The following is a 13091-nucleotide window of genomic DNA, read 5'->3' on the forward strand; positions in this document are numbered from 1 at the left end:
CCATGGCTGAAAAGCAAGCACTGATAAAAGAATTATATCCTGAAGATTTATTAAATATTTCTAAAGAGTTAACTGAAGGAGAAGTTCAGTTTTTAAAACAAATCAATGATCTGCTGGAAGAAAAATACCGGGATTCAATTAATGATCACTGGGCTAATGCAACAGTGCCTGAAGACTTTTTTAATGATATGGGTAAACTGAATTATTTCAATAACCCATTGCTGTTTGAAGGGCGGGAGGGCGAACGGACTGCGAGTCAGCTGTTTCAGTTTTTCATGCTATATACAGTGGCAAGGTTTGATGTTTCCTTAGTTACTTTGATGGGCGTGCATCAGGGTTTAGGACACAATGCGTTCCTGTTTGGCGGAAGTAAAGAACAAGTGGCGTATTATGTGCCCAAATTACAATCTCACGAACTGAGGACCTGCTTTGCTTTAACCGAACCTGAACACGGATCGGACGTAGCTGGCGGTTTAGCAACGACGGCTAAGCGTGAGGGTGATAAATGGGTAATAAACGGTGTAAAAAAATGGATAGGCGGCGCCACTCTTTCGGATGTCATACCAGTTTTTGCTACAGATGTGGACACAGGTAAACCAAAGGGATTTATCATTAAGCCTGACCAGGACGGCGTGGATATAGATGTCATTGAAAATAAAATCGCTTTAAGAATTGTCCCAAATGCTAATATTCACTTAAACAACGTTGTCGTCCAGGAGGAAGAGAGGCTGCAAAATATTAACGGCTTCAAAGACATTGCGAAGGTGCTGTACTCAACACGTGCTGGTGTGGCCCATATGGCGACAGGAGCGATAGCCGGGACCCTGCGGGCAACTCTGGACTATGTGACCGAACGTAAACAATTCGGCAAAGAGCTTAGTAAATACCAGTTGATTCAGGAGAAGCTGGCAATGATACAGGGAAACCTATCCCATGCAATGAGCCTGTCTGCCCAACTCGCCCGGATGCAGGGGAACGGGGAGTATGACGAAGTGGCAACCTCAACCGCAAAAATGATGAACGCCTTAAGGTTAAGGGAGTCTGTTGCAATGGGACGGGGCATTACAGGAGGCAACGGTATTCTTGCCGAATATGATATTGCGAGATTCTTCTCTGACGCCGAAGCCATTTACACCTATGAGGGAACTCATGAAATTAATGCCTTAGTTATTGGGAGAGCATTAACAGGGGACTCTGCATTTATCTGACTGCAGGAAGTGGCTGAATAAATTTCAGAAATATGGAGGTTATTTCATGACGATGAGAAAAGCAACCGTTTTAGGCGCGGGGTTAATGGGCAGCCAAATTGCTGCCCTTCTGGTAAATGCAGGTTTAAAAGTAAAGCTGCTGGACATGGCAGTTGATGAAAATGATCCAAACAAGATTTCAAAAAAATCCTATGATATGATTACCGATCCGAAACGGCCGCAATTATTTGATTTAAACTTCGCCTCTAATCTGACTTATGGCAATTTTGCAGAGGATTTATCTGGGCAGGATGACTCGGATATTTTTATTGAAGCTGTAAAGGAAGAAGTGGAAATAAAGCATAGCATTTGGGACCAGGTGAGACGTGTTGCCAAGGATGATGCCTTATTTGCCACAAATACCTCAGGCATTCCAATAAAGGCAATATCCCAGGTGTTTGATGATACGGAGCAGGAGAGATTTTTCGGTATGCACTTCTTCAACCCGCCCCGGATCATGAAGCTGGTAGAAGTTATCCCTGGTCCTAATACGTCCCCTGAAGTAACAAATAAAGTCCAGGCTTTTGCTGCAGATGTGCTGGGTAAAGGTGTCATCATAGCAAATGATGTTCCTGCATTTGTTGCTAACCGGATAGGGACACAGACAATGAATGATGTGATGTATCGTGCAGAGAAAACAGGCCTGTCCATTGCGGAGGTCGATGCACTCACGGGCCGCGGTATTGGAAGACCAAGCCTCGGGACGTATGGGCTTGTTGATCTGGTAGGGCTTGATATTGCAACGACCGTGATCAAGGGCCTGCAGCAGGATCCGGAGGAACAGGAATTTTTCCATGAGACACGAATTGCAGGAAAGCTGATGGAACATGGTGCGTTGGGGAGGAAAACCAAGCAGGGTTTTTATAAGAAGGACAAGAAATCCCTGCTGGTTTTTGATCCTGAAAGCAATGAATATGTACAGCCGGAGCAGCCTGATTTTGAGTTGCTGCACAGCTTCAGTAAAGACCTGCAATCAAATATGGATATCATCTACAACGCTGAAGATGAAGCGGGCAGGTTTTTATGGGAAACCCTTAGAAACAATTTCTACTATGGTGCGTTGAATGTGCCGAAAGCGGCACCGGACTTTAAAGATATAGACCGTGCCATGGTATGGGGATTCAACTGGAAAAAAGGCCCCTTCCAGCTATGGGACCTGATGGGCTTCGAACGCGTCAAGGAACGCATGCAGCGGGAGCTGGGGCCGTTACCGGAATGGATAGAAAAACGCAGTACATCATTTTATGCTGAAGGTGAGTCGATTGAGCGTGTGACTCCTGTATCAGCGTTTACAGATAGTGAACTATGGAACAGGGAAGATTCCAGTCTTTCTATTGCAAATAGAGACCAACTGTTACTGAAGCTACAAAGTAATAATAATATTATTACCGATGGCTTTGCTGATGATTTAATCGACTCTATTGACCTTTTAGAAAACGAGGATTACTCAAGCATGGTCATCTATGCAGAAGGAAACAACTTCAGCGTGGGTGCCAACCTGTATCTGATGAAAAAAGCACATGAAGAAAACAAAGTGGAAGAGATCGTGGGGCCTGCCATTGAAAAGCTGCACGAGAGCTTCAGCCGCCTTAAATATGCACTTAAGCCCGTGGTGACAGCCGTCCACGGGAAAGCTTTAGGTGGCGGTTGTGAATTGGTCCTTCATTCACCGGTGGTAGTAGCTGCAAGTGAAACGTACATGGGACTTGTAGAAGCAGGGGTGGGACTGCTTCCAAGCGGTGGCGGCCTTGCCGAAATGGCGGACCGGATTCTCGGAACGAGCCATAAGCACAACGATAAACAGGAATCAATGACGAAAGTACTAACGAATGTAGGGTTCGCGAAAGTATCAACGAACGCTTATGAAGCGCTCAGGTATGGTTATCTAAGAGAAACCGACTCCATTATATTGAATACAGAGAAAAGAGTAGAAATAGCCTTAAAACGAGCGCAGTTTGAAGTGGAAACAAATTATGTTCCGCAGCCGAAGTTGACCTATTTTGCTTTAGGCAGAGATTATAAAGCACTAGCTCAAGGCCAGCTGGATGCCCAGCGAGTTGGAAACTTCATTAGCGATCATGATTATACAATCACTTTGAGTGTTGCCGATGTTTTATCCGGAGGAGACCTTCCGCGTAACACCTATATTAATCAAAAATACCTTCAAAAGCTTGAAAAACAAAAGTTCTTAATGCTGTTACAAAACGAAAAAACGTACGAGCGAATTACTCATATGCTGGCTGCAGGCGAGCCTCTGCGAAATTAAAATTTGTGGTAGCAAGGAAAGGGTGAAGGTCAGTGCAAGATGCGTATATAGTAGCTTATGGGCGTTCTGCTTCAGCTAAAGGAAAATTAAGTGGTGCCATGGCTCACGAAAGACCTGATGAAGTGGCAGCACAGGTACTAAAAGGGGTACTGGACCGGGTAGGTGGTCAATTCCGTCCAGATATGGTGCAGGACGTTATTGTTGGCAATGCTTTTCCTGAAGGCCTGCAGGGACAAAATATCGCGCGTTCGATTGCGTTGCTTGCCGGGCTGTCGGAAGACGTTCCGGCCCAGACGGTGAATCGTTATTGTTCTTCAGGGCTTCAAACAATCGCGATGGCGGCTAATCAGATTGTGTCTGGCCAGGCAGATATTATAGCAGCCGGCGGAGTTGAACTGATGAGTGCCGTTCCGATGGGGGGAAATGAGCCGGTAAACAGTCCAATACTCCAGGAGGAAGAGGCCGGAGTATCCTACCCAATGGGGCTGACCGCCGAGATGGTAGCTGAAAAATATAACGTCTCACGGGAGGATCAGGACGCTTATGCGGTGCAAAGTCATCAGCGTGCTAAAAATGCCCAGGATTCAAGAAAGTTTGATGACGAGATTATTCCGATTAATGTAACTAAGGTTACGTACAATAATGACGGCCCAGTAGTAACAAAAGATATATTCGACACGGACGAACTGGTGCGCCCTGATACCAATATGAAGGATTTAGCGAAGCTGCCCACTGTGTTCAAAGCTGATGGAACAGTAACAGCCGGTTCATCCGCCCCGCTTACAGATGGCTCAGGCTTTGTGGTTGTAATGTCGGGAGACAAAGTTAAAGAATTAGGCGTCACCCCTATTGCACGATTCGTGGGCTTCAAGGCAGCGGGTGTTGATCCAAAAATCATGGGGATTGGTCCCGCTTATGCAATTCCGGATGTGTTAAAATTAACTGACCTGACGGTTGATGATATGGATTTAATCGAACTGAATGAAGCATTTGCAGCACAAACGGTGGCCTCTATCAGGCAGACAGGGTTAGATATGACTAAAACGAATGTTAATGGAGGCGCCATCTCATTAGGCCACCCTCTTGGGGCATCAGGAGCAATGCTGACTGCAAAGCTGCTTGCGGAAATGAAAAAAAGACCAGATTCCAAGTATGGCATGGTGACTATGTGCATTGGAGGAGGCATGGGGGCTGCAGGAATATTTGAATACATCAGATAGTTGACTCCGACGTTTTAATGTGTCAGTTATCTTTGTTCGCCTAAACAATTATCAGGTATCCGTAAATATCCAGGGGGCTGTCCTATTTTTGGGACATCCCCACTTTTGTTTTAAACAAAAATTGCTGATAAATGCAGGATTAAGGAGGAAAACATGAAGGTATTAAGACTGGCCTATCAATTACTTGGTACTATATCGTTTGCTTTTATTCTCATGGACTTGCGTCATATCATTGATATACCGGGAGGGTTATTCATATTATGATGCCTTGTCCTGGCCAGTTCGATTGGCATTTTCTTTTACTTTCAACGAAGACAGTCAAGTACTTCCACCGATGATGGAAATTGAGGTGACTATGAATGGAACTCGTTTATGTATTAGCGGTATTAATAAGTACCGGAGCTTTTTTATTCTATTTAGGTAAAATCAAGCACAATAAATGAAAAAACGGACCCCGGCAGGCCCGTTCCCTCCACTGTGTTACATCTATTCCCCCTTTATTATAGTGTTTGTTATCTATAATAAAAGATCGGGTTAAAGAAGAAGACGACCGGTAACATCCACCCGGCAATGACTGTGAGCACAAACCATATGGTGGATTTCTTCCAAAGCGTATATAGAGTCATCAAAAAAGCAATCACCCAGCCAAGAGCTGTTAAATACCCTGAATGATAAGTCCCGCCGCCTTCTGCAAGCCCGTATATTCTTAATCCTGTAGCATAAAAGGTCAATACGGCACTTAATGCAAGATTAAGGATTAAAGCAACGGCGAACCATTCCCATTTTTGCATGTCAGCCCCCTATAAAACATTTTTCTCTATTCGCCTCCTCCTCAATTTAACATATATTTCCTTCAAATAGTGCCATTTCCCGATCCTCCCATATTGCCAGAACGTCCTGGCCTTTTTGCTTCCGGCTATCAATTTAGTTTCATATTACGCTGGATATCCGCTTTGTACATGGTTGATTAAATTGGAAAAGCAGAGCAAAGGCACTCTTGGAGAAAGTTGCAAAAGATATGACGATAAGCTGCATTATTTATATCAGCATGCAGTAAAATTATCTTTTCAGCCATTTATCACGGAAAATAGAAAACAGGCATCCCTGGCTTTAAGAAGTCAGGGATGCCTGTTTCATTAAAAAGGAGCTGCTGCCAGCAACGCTATGGACAGGCCGGCTGTTTAAGTGGAAACCGAGGTGGAGCGCTCGTGTTTGGCCTGATACATGGTGTCGTCCGCCTGGGCCAGTACCGTCAGTAAATCAGTTTCCCGGGGGCAGAAATCATATCGGCCGACACTGACCCGCACGGTAAAGGTATCGATGCTAACGGCACAGGTTTGATCAATACGTTCATGCAATCGTTCCGCCCATTCCTCGTTCGACAGTTCGGGGGAGGGAATCGGTCCAAGGACAATAAATTCATCTCCGCTCAGTCGGTAGGCGGTATGGTCGGACTCGATCGTATGCTGCAGCGCGTCGGCCACGCAGCGGAGTACACGGTCGCCGGTGAGATGACCATATGTATCGTTGATAATTTTGAACTGATCGACATCCAGAAAATACAGGGCATAGCGGGAGGTCGGAAGAAATGTGTGCTCGCGGAACACCTGCTGCAGCGCCACCCGGTTCGGAAGGCGGGTCAGGTCATCCGTGCGCACCTCGTTGCGGGTTTTCTCCAGGTGGGCAATCGTTCGGTTCAAATCTTTGGTCATCCGGCCAATCATCCCGGAAGAACGAAAGGACGCACGCGCACTTAAATCACCGGCACGAACCGCCGTTAAGACGGACTGAAAGTGAGTGATACAACGGCGGACGAAGGCAAAAAAGAGACAAAAGTTTAACACACCTAAAAGAATGCCCGCACTGATGGAGGCGATGGTAAATAAACGCTGAAGTTCGGCGGAAACTGGGATTACAAGCGGCATGATTAGTGAAAAAGCGATGCCCACCACGATGCCAAAACTTAAATACACCAGTGCCATCCCGTGAAGATAATTGTATCGCATATATTTCCTTCCTTTCTGCTGCTTCTCCTGGATGTTAGGAGAGAGGAGTTTCGGGATCTGGTTCACGGGTGTGTAAAATATCGGGAAGGGCATGAATATAGACAGCATCCAACTCCTCAGTATGCTTACGAAGATGACATAACGCCTGGGCCGGCGTCATGGCTTTTCGGTAGGAACGGGGAAGTGTCAGGGCCGAATACACATCCACGACACTAAGCAGTCGAAGCGGGGCGGGTAATTCCCCTGCCGGTAGTCCGAAGGGGTAGCCCGTTTGGTTACCACGTTCATGGTGATACAAAGCCATGTGAGCTATTGAATCCTCCAGTCCATGCGCCCGGAGCAAATGATATCCCTGCATGGGATGCTCCTGAACAGCCTCCCATTCTTCCGGTGTTAAGGCAGCTGATTTTTGAAGAATGGATGAAGATATGTATGTTTTCCCCACATCATGCAGCAGGAAACCAGCTGCAAGTTCTGCCATCTCCATCTGCAGATAATCCGCCAGCACGTTTCCAAGGAGAAACACATCCAATGAATGATGGTACGTTTCGGGGCCCAAAGATTGTAACCTGGCTATCAAAGGATGGATACGGTCGTCCCGGCAAAGCGATAGAAACAACGACTCGTATTGCTGAAAGTCCAACTCCAAATTATGTACAAAACTCGTTTTATCTGGCCAGTGTTTTTGCCACAGCTGATGTAAATACGTTTGGGAAAGAAGAAGATCTACGGTCATGGGAGTCAATACGAAGCACCGCCTGCCTGTTAAAATGGTACTTTTGTTATAGCACAAAGGAGAGAATAAATAAACCAAATTGCCTGTTAAATTGGTTTTCCCGTCTTTAATTTAATCTGGGTCAGGTCGATAAGCATGAAAAATTCCCGGGTGCGATAGCGATATAAGCCCACTATTATGCCGGTGTATCCAAAAATGTTTGTAATGAAGGGAAAGGAATAGAATTGGCTCAGCATGATCATTTAAGAGAAAAAATCACAGCATACTGAATGGAAAATGGATAAAAAAAGAAACCATTGTGTAAAAATGGCTTCTTACTTTTTGAATCTTTTTAAAGGGAGCTTCATCAAGACTAAGAACGCAGGGATTCATGCATGATGTCCTGAAAAGCCTGGAAGGAGCGGTGCTGTTCGCTTGCCGGAGAATAAACAAAGGAAATATCCACCCGGGCGTGGGCTGGTGGCACCGGCGTGCACGCGATGTAGTCATCCTGAAACGAACGAACGTATCGTTCCGAGAGCATTGCGATTCCCATCCCGGCCCGGACATGTCCCAATAATGATTCGAGATTCGAAAAGGTGATCACCTGTTTTGGAATGATGCCTTCCTGATGAATCATCTGCAGCAGGCGTTCCCGGAACATGCACCCCGGCTCCAGCACAAGAACGGTCTGCTGATGCACGTCCTGGAGACTCTCGAGCGGAAGCACCAGCGGGTTGGAAACGAGCGTAAGGGTTTCTGTGGAAAATACGTGCTGATGGAGGGCCGGGTGACGCACGGGGCCGGTGACAAAGGCTCCTTGGCATTCATGCTGCAGCACCTGCTGGACCAATTCCTCCGTAATGCCGTAGCGCAATGTTACATCGATGGATGGAAGGGCCTGATGGAGCGACGACATTAACGCAGGCAGATGAGTGGCCGCCATGGAATTGATGGATCCGAGAACCAGGGGCTCATAGGGCAGGGATGAACGGGAAACCGTATCCTGCAAATGCTCCCACGAGGAAAGCATGTCCTCCACACAGGCAAGTACATAGGTTCCCTGCGGAGTGAGCGTAAGGCCTCTGGAATGCCGGTGGAAAAGAGGGACACCGAGCTCATGCTCCAGTCGCTTCAGGTGGCCGGTCACATTCGACTGTACATAATTCCATTTGCTCGCGACCCTGGAGATATTTTTCTCGTGCGCAAGGGCACGAAACAGCTGTAGGGTCTGAATATTCATTTCTCGCCTCCGGGTATCTGTTTTTATGATAGCTTCTATATTATTTTATCATTATTCATGATCGATTGGGTGATGTATCGTAGAACCTATCATAGGAAGAGGGAGCGAAAAAGCATGCATCACGAGGAACGAACGTGCTGGATTCTTGCCGGATTACTGGGAACGGGGATTGGCATCTGCTGGCCGTGGCTGTGGCAGGCGACGCAGAAATTTCCAGGCTGGACAGCGGTAGGAATGACAGCAGGTGGTGGAGAAATCGTAATGCCCGTCTGTTCTTTTATTCTGGCGGCTCTCGCATTCGGGCGGTGGCCTCTGGCTGCGTACTGGGCCGCAGGGGTTGCGGTTTTGGGTACATTATATTTAACCGTGTTATGGGTTCTGCCGGGGGCATTGAGCTGGACGGGATATGTGCTGTATCAGCAACGCAGCAGGCTAAAAGGCGAGAAACGATAGGAAGCTGAACCATACGGGTCCATAGGTTTTAAAAATTAAAGGGGGAGAAGTAGCATGGCCTGGCTGTTAATAGTATTATGCTTTATCGGAGGGGCGGCGCTCGCGTTTCAGGCCGGTGTAAACGGAGAAATCGGGGGCGAAATAGGAAGTTTACAGGCGGCCTTTATCGCTTATTTTGTCGGGACCGTTTGCTTATTTGTGAGCGCGCTGGCGCAGGGAGGACTTTCGTTTTCGTTTTCTTCCTTCTCGTTCTGGAAATGGACGGTGGGAGCGCTGGGTGCTTTTTATATTGTCTGTATCATCCTGGCCGTTCCGAGGATCGGGGCATCAGCGGCAATTACCGCCGGGATTGCCGGACAATTGCTGCTTGGAATGCTTCTGGACCATTTTGGTGCCTTTGGAACGCCGGAAATCCCGGTGGATGCCTCGCGTCTGGCCGCCGTCGGATTGATTGGAGTGGCACTGTATCTGTTTTACCATTAAAGGAGAAATTTATCCTGGTCTGATTCTTTCAACTACTGCTGTACGTAAAAAAAGTCCCCGAAGCGTTGGACGCTCGGGGTTACCATAAGCTTATGCGTTAGATAGCATAAAGGGGCGTATATACTGGATAAATATATACATATTGGACATTCCTTCCATTACATAAAGTCAAACATGGTTTTGCAATTAATTATGAATATTTTTATCGATCGTCCGGAGGCACAAACATGCGGAGCTCATGCGGCAGGACGGCGGCGCTGAAAGGAAGCGGGCGTCCTTCGTCTCCGTCAATATTGACGATGTGCTTCTCATTGGTGTGCGCCTGCAGCGTGGTGGTAGTAAAGTATTCAATATCCTGATGATGAGAAAGATTTCCCTGAAGGAGCTCCGGGATCATTTTGGCGACATTGGTTATCCCGAGCTGCTTAACAATAAACACGTGGAAGCATCCATCGTGGATCTCTGCCTGAGGAGCCAGGGACTCGATGCCTCCCACGGAGTTAGTTAAAGCGACCAGGGCAAGATAAACATCTCCCTCCCATACCCCCTCATCGTGGGTGAGCGTCAGGGAAAACGGCGTATGGTTTTTGAAGGCTTTGGTGCCTTCCATCACATAGGCGAACGGCCCCCACATGGACTTTTGCTCAGGGCTTACGTTATAAACTGCTTCTGCAATGGCACCGATGGCCAGAACGTTCATGAAATACGTCTGGTCGATGCGTCCAATATCGACAGGAACGATGTGCTGGTGCCGAAGCACCTGTACAGCTTCTGCAGGGTCTAAGGGCAGCCCGAGAGCACGGGCAAAATCGTTGACCGTACCGAGCGGAAGAAAGCCAAAGGCCGGCTGATAGGCCTGGCCGGCGAGGCCGTTGATGCATTCATTAATGGTGCCGTCGCCGCCTAAAGAAACCAGGGCATCAAATTCCTGCTCGCATGCCTGCTGAGCCAGATCTTTGGCGTCTCCAGCCTGTTTAGTGTAGCGAATCGTAACGCTGGAATACAATTCCTTTAGTACCTTGATGGCAGAAGCTTCATAGGACATTGCTTCTTCTTTGCCGGAGGATGGGTTGATGATGAGCATGGCGTTCGACATTAAAAGCTCCTTTTTCATAAAAATAGGGAATCGGATTCACATTGTTTATTCTGGCATGAGTATCATTATACTGGAGCTTCTAATTACGTTGAAATAACTTTTACGTTGCATTCAACTTTTTTTCGGACGCTTTTGGCTGTACTGCCGAGAAGCGCCCGGTCGATTTTGGAAGCTCCTGAGTCCCCGAGAACAACTAGATCTGTTTCATATCTGGCACAAAGTTTTCCGATGTCCCGTTTTGGCAGACCAGGTTCCATCACGGTCTCCACGTGAGGAACGCCCTGTTCGACGGCCCATTCTTTGGAGCGCTGAAGCTGGGAGGAAGCCTTGTCCTGAAGCCGGCGGAAGCCGTTCGGATCCATGCGTTCGAAGGAGGCGTAGCCTTTGGTATCCATCATAAAGGCAATAAGTAATGTCGCCTGGTGCTCCTGTGCTAATTGAACAGCCTGTGCAAGCGGGTCATGTGAGGTGGCTTCGAGAGTTTCAACGCCGACTAGTATACGGTGAAATTGTTCCATAGCTGGTCTTCCTTTCTGTTAAAAACATTAGTACGTATTATTTTTCCAGGGGGGAAATAAAAAAAGTCAAAATGAAAATGGTTTCATAAAACAATAAAAAACCAGAAAAAGAGAAAGTACTCTTTTTCTGGCTGATGGCTTAGCTTTAATATCTATCCATTGCTGCCGCATATGAGGGGGAGGACTGGTTCCTCTCTGGAAGAACCATAATCCTTTCTCGAACAGTTTACCCGGTAAGTGAAGCGGTAAAACATGGGAGGGCACTAATCGTTGTTAAACTTGTTTCTTAATAAGTACTTAAGAGAGGGAACCTAAGGGTGATTTTTCGTACTTAAGATGATATACTGAACAAAACATATGTTCTTTTTTTAAAAGCCACGGTTATGAAGAAAAGAAGGGGGCCGACCGATGCCACAACAGCTATATGATTCCCGATGCGACCAGCCCCTGGCTGCCATGTTTATGCAGTATGTCGATGACAATATTCAGCACCGGCTCGCGGTGCCCCAGTTGGCCGAGGCGTTGGAAACCAAGCCTTACATATTGTCCCGGGTAGTAAATACTTCGCTGGGCCAAACGATTCCCGGTTACATTCGAAAGCGGCGTATGGAAGTCGCTGCCTGCCTGCTGACCGAAACTGATTATTCCATTCGTGCAATTGCCAAACGGCTTCGTTTTAACGGCCAGGATTACTTTACGGCCCAATTTCGCATTCACCAGGGCCTGTCTCCCAGTGCGTACCGATATGCATATCAATCCTGAGAGCTTTTGAGGCCGGAAGAACCATAGTTAAACCTGCAAGCCAGAAGGAAGCTGTGGCACATCCTGGAATAATTTGAAAAATATTAAAGAAAAAAGGTTTCACCCGTGGACGAGCGGGAACGGATTTACCATGTCTCCATCTTAATAGCGGTCGCAATACGAGGACATTAAGCGCCTGTCGTACAAGCCGAAGAGGATCTGTAGGTACCATGCAGACATCTTCGGCTTTTTTTGTGATGGATAAAAAGAAAGGAGTGTGTCCTATGCTGCCTGGCGATATTCAGCAGCGATCCCGTCAAAATCAGGAAAAGGAACTCGGAAGCTACATGAGCCGGGTGTTACGCGAACACTTTGGCCGTGGCCCGGAGTCCGTCTACGTCAGCCTGGATCCGCATAGTGTCGTTATTCACATCCGGCGGTTTTTGGCGCCGATGGAGGAAGTGCTTTTGGAGCAGCGGGGTAAGGAAGCGATCGAAGAGCTGCGGGAAACCATGATGGCCAACATGCTGCCGGAAATGGCGCACGTGATCTATCAATTGACTGGAAAAGAAGACTGGAGCTTTTTTGTGGATTGGAATATCTCCAACCGTTCCGGCATGGTGACGGCTTTGCATGAGCCCTCGTTCCAGCATCAGCCGTCCCTGGCTGAATCTCCGCATCAAGCCAGTCTTCGGGAAGGAGTGCGTAATGTCAGTCAGCGCACTGAGAAAGAACCCGGCACGGTCCATGCCCATCAAATTAACGATCGCACTCTAGTTGTGGTCCGCACGGACGTACTAATTATGATCGAAAAGGAATTAATACGCATCGGGTACCGAAAGTCACTCAAGACGGTGAAACGCCAGCTGGAAAAGCGACTATTGTACGAAGAGCAGTTCAGCCAGCGGCTGGGAGTCGGAGTTCGCGACATTTTTGTCGACTGGGATTTTGACAAGGACAACAGCGTAGTCGTGCTACTGACCGACCCGCTGCCCAGTCCGGAAGAAGAATAACAGGGAAAAACCTCCCAATGCCGGAGCCTGAAAAGGTTTTGGCATTTTTAAAACCGATCGACCAAAAAGTGCGCGAGAAAGAGCGTCACT

Annotated in this window: 13 protein-coding genes; 7 read left to right on the forward strand and 6 right to left on the reverse strand. The window is 47.4% G+C overall.

Going from position 1 to position 13091, the window contains the following annotated elements; genetic code table 11:
* The first annotated feature begins 2 nt into the window (after nt 1-2).
* The 3 genes from SIC45_RS06790 to SIC45_RS06800 are packed head-to-tail and all read left to right on the forward strand — an operon-like array spanning nt 3 to nt 4733.
* The gene (locus tag SIC45_RS06790) at nt 3-1208 is read left to right on the forward strand and encodes an acyl-CoA dehydrogenase family protein (protein WP_319631546.1); all 1206 of its coding nucleotides are present in this window, start codon (nt 3-5) and stop codon (nt 1206-1208) included.
* Nucleotides 1209-1254: 46 nt separating this feature from the next.
* Complete coding sequence (locus tag SIC45_RS06795) at nt 1255-3513, forward strand: 3-hydroxyacyl-CoA dehydrogenase/enoyl-CoA hydratase family protein (RefSeq protein ID WP_319631547.1); 2259 nt, start codon at nt 1255-1257, stop codon at nt 3511-3513.
* Between the two features lie 32 nt (nt 3514-3545).
* On the forward strand, nt 3546-4733 hold the full coding sequence (locus tag SIC45_RS06800; protein ID WP_319631548.1) for a thiolase family protein: 1188 nt from the start codon (nt 3546-3548) through the stop codon (nt 4731-4733).
* 512 nt (nt 4734-5245) lie between these two features.
* On the opposite strand, the gene SIC45_RS06805 is transcribed toward SIC45_RS06800, so the two are convergent.
* From SIC45_RS06805 to SIC45_RS06820, 4 genes are all read right to left on the reverse strand, one after another.
* Nucleotides 5246-5524 carry a hypothetical protein gene (locus SIC45_RS06805; RefSeq protein ID WP_319631549.1) on the reverse strand — a complete coding sequence of 93 codons (279 nt, stop codon included), beginning with the start codon at nt 5522-5524 and terminating at the stop codon, nt 5246-5248.
* A gap of 390 nt (nt 5525-5914) precedes the next feature.
* On the reverse strand, nt 5915-6739 hold the full coding sequence (locus SIC45_RS06810) for a GGDEF domain-containing protein (protein WP_319631550.1): 825 nt from the start codon (nt 6737-6739) through the stop codon (nt 5915-5917).
* Between the two features lie 34 nt (nt 6740-6773).
* Entirely contained in the window at nt 6774-7475 is a 702-nt protein-coding gene (locus SIC45_RS06815; RefSeq protein WP_319632939.1) for an HD-GYP domain-containing protein, read from the reverse strand.
* Nucleotides 7476-7827: 352 nt separating this feature from the next.
* Nucleotides 7828-8697: a LysR family transcriptional regulator gene (locus tag SIC45_RS06820; protein ID WP_319631551.1), complete on the reverse strand. Its 870-nt coding sequence runs from the start codon at nt 8695-8697 to the stop codon at nt 7828-7830.
* A gap of 114 nt (nt 8698-8811) precedes the next feature.
* Between SIC45_RS06820 and SIC45_RS06825 the strand changes: the two genes are divergently transcribed.
* Both SIC45_RS06825 and SIC45_RS06830 read left to right on the forward strand, forming a co-directional pair.
* Nucleotides 8812-9150 carry a hypothetical protein gene (locus tag SIC45_RS06825; protein WP_319631552.1) on the forward strand — a complete coding sequence of 113 codons (339 nt, stop codon included), beginning with the start codon at nt 8812-8814 and terminating at the stop codon, nt 9148-9150.
* A 54-nt stretch (nt 9151-9204) separates the two neighbouring features.
* Complete coding sequence (locus tag SIC45_RS06830; protein WP_319631553.1) at nt 9205-9633, forward strand: DMT family transporter; 429 nt, start codon at nt 9205-9207, stop codon at nt 9631-9633.
* Nucleotides 9634-9835: 202 nt separating this feature from the next.
* Here SIC45_RS06830 and SIC45_RS06835 read toward each other — a convergent pair whose 3' ends face one another.
* Both SIC45_RS06835 and SIC45_RS06840 read right to left on the reverse strand, forming a co-directional pair.
* Nucleotides 9836-10729 carry a diacylglycerol kinase family lipid kinase gene (locus SIC45_RS06835; protein ID WP_319631554.1) on the reverse strand — a complete coding sequence of 298 codons (894 nt, stop codon included), beginning with the start codon at nt 10727-10729 and terminating at the stop codon, nt 9836-9838.
* Nucleotides 10730-10812: 83 nt separating this feature from the next.
* On the reverse strand, nt 10813-11247 hold the full coding sequence (locus SIC45_RS06840; protein WP_319631555.1) for a universal stress protein: 435 nt from the start codon (nt 11245-11247) through the stop codon (nt 10813-10815).
* Between the two features lie 408 nt (nt 11248-11655).
* Between SIC45_RS06840 and SIC45_RS06845 the strand changes: the two genes are divergently transcribed.
* Together SIC45_RS06845 and SIC45_RS06850 are read left to right on the forward strand one after the other, a co-directional pair.
* A complete protein-coding gene (locus SIC45_RS06845; RefSeq protein WP_319631556.1) occupies nt 11656-12009 on the forward strand; it encodes an AraC family transcriptional regulator in 354 nt (117 codons plus the stop codon).
* Between the two features lie 263 nt (nt 12010-12272).
* The gene (locus SIC45_RS06850; protein WP_319631557.1) at nt 12273-13001 is read left to right on the forward strand and encodes a Na-translocating system protein MpsC family protein; all 729 of its coding nucleotides are present in this window, start codon (nt 12273-12275) and stop codon (nt 12999-13001) included.
* Nucleotides 13002-13091 lie beyond the last annotated feature (90 nt).

Origin of the sequence: Marinococcus sp. PL1-022, from assembly GCF_033845285.1 — a bacterium.
In the GTDB taxonomy this organism is placed as follows: domain Bacteria; phylum Bacillota; class Bacilli; order Bacillales; family Marinococcaceae; genus Marinococcus.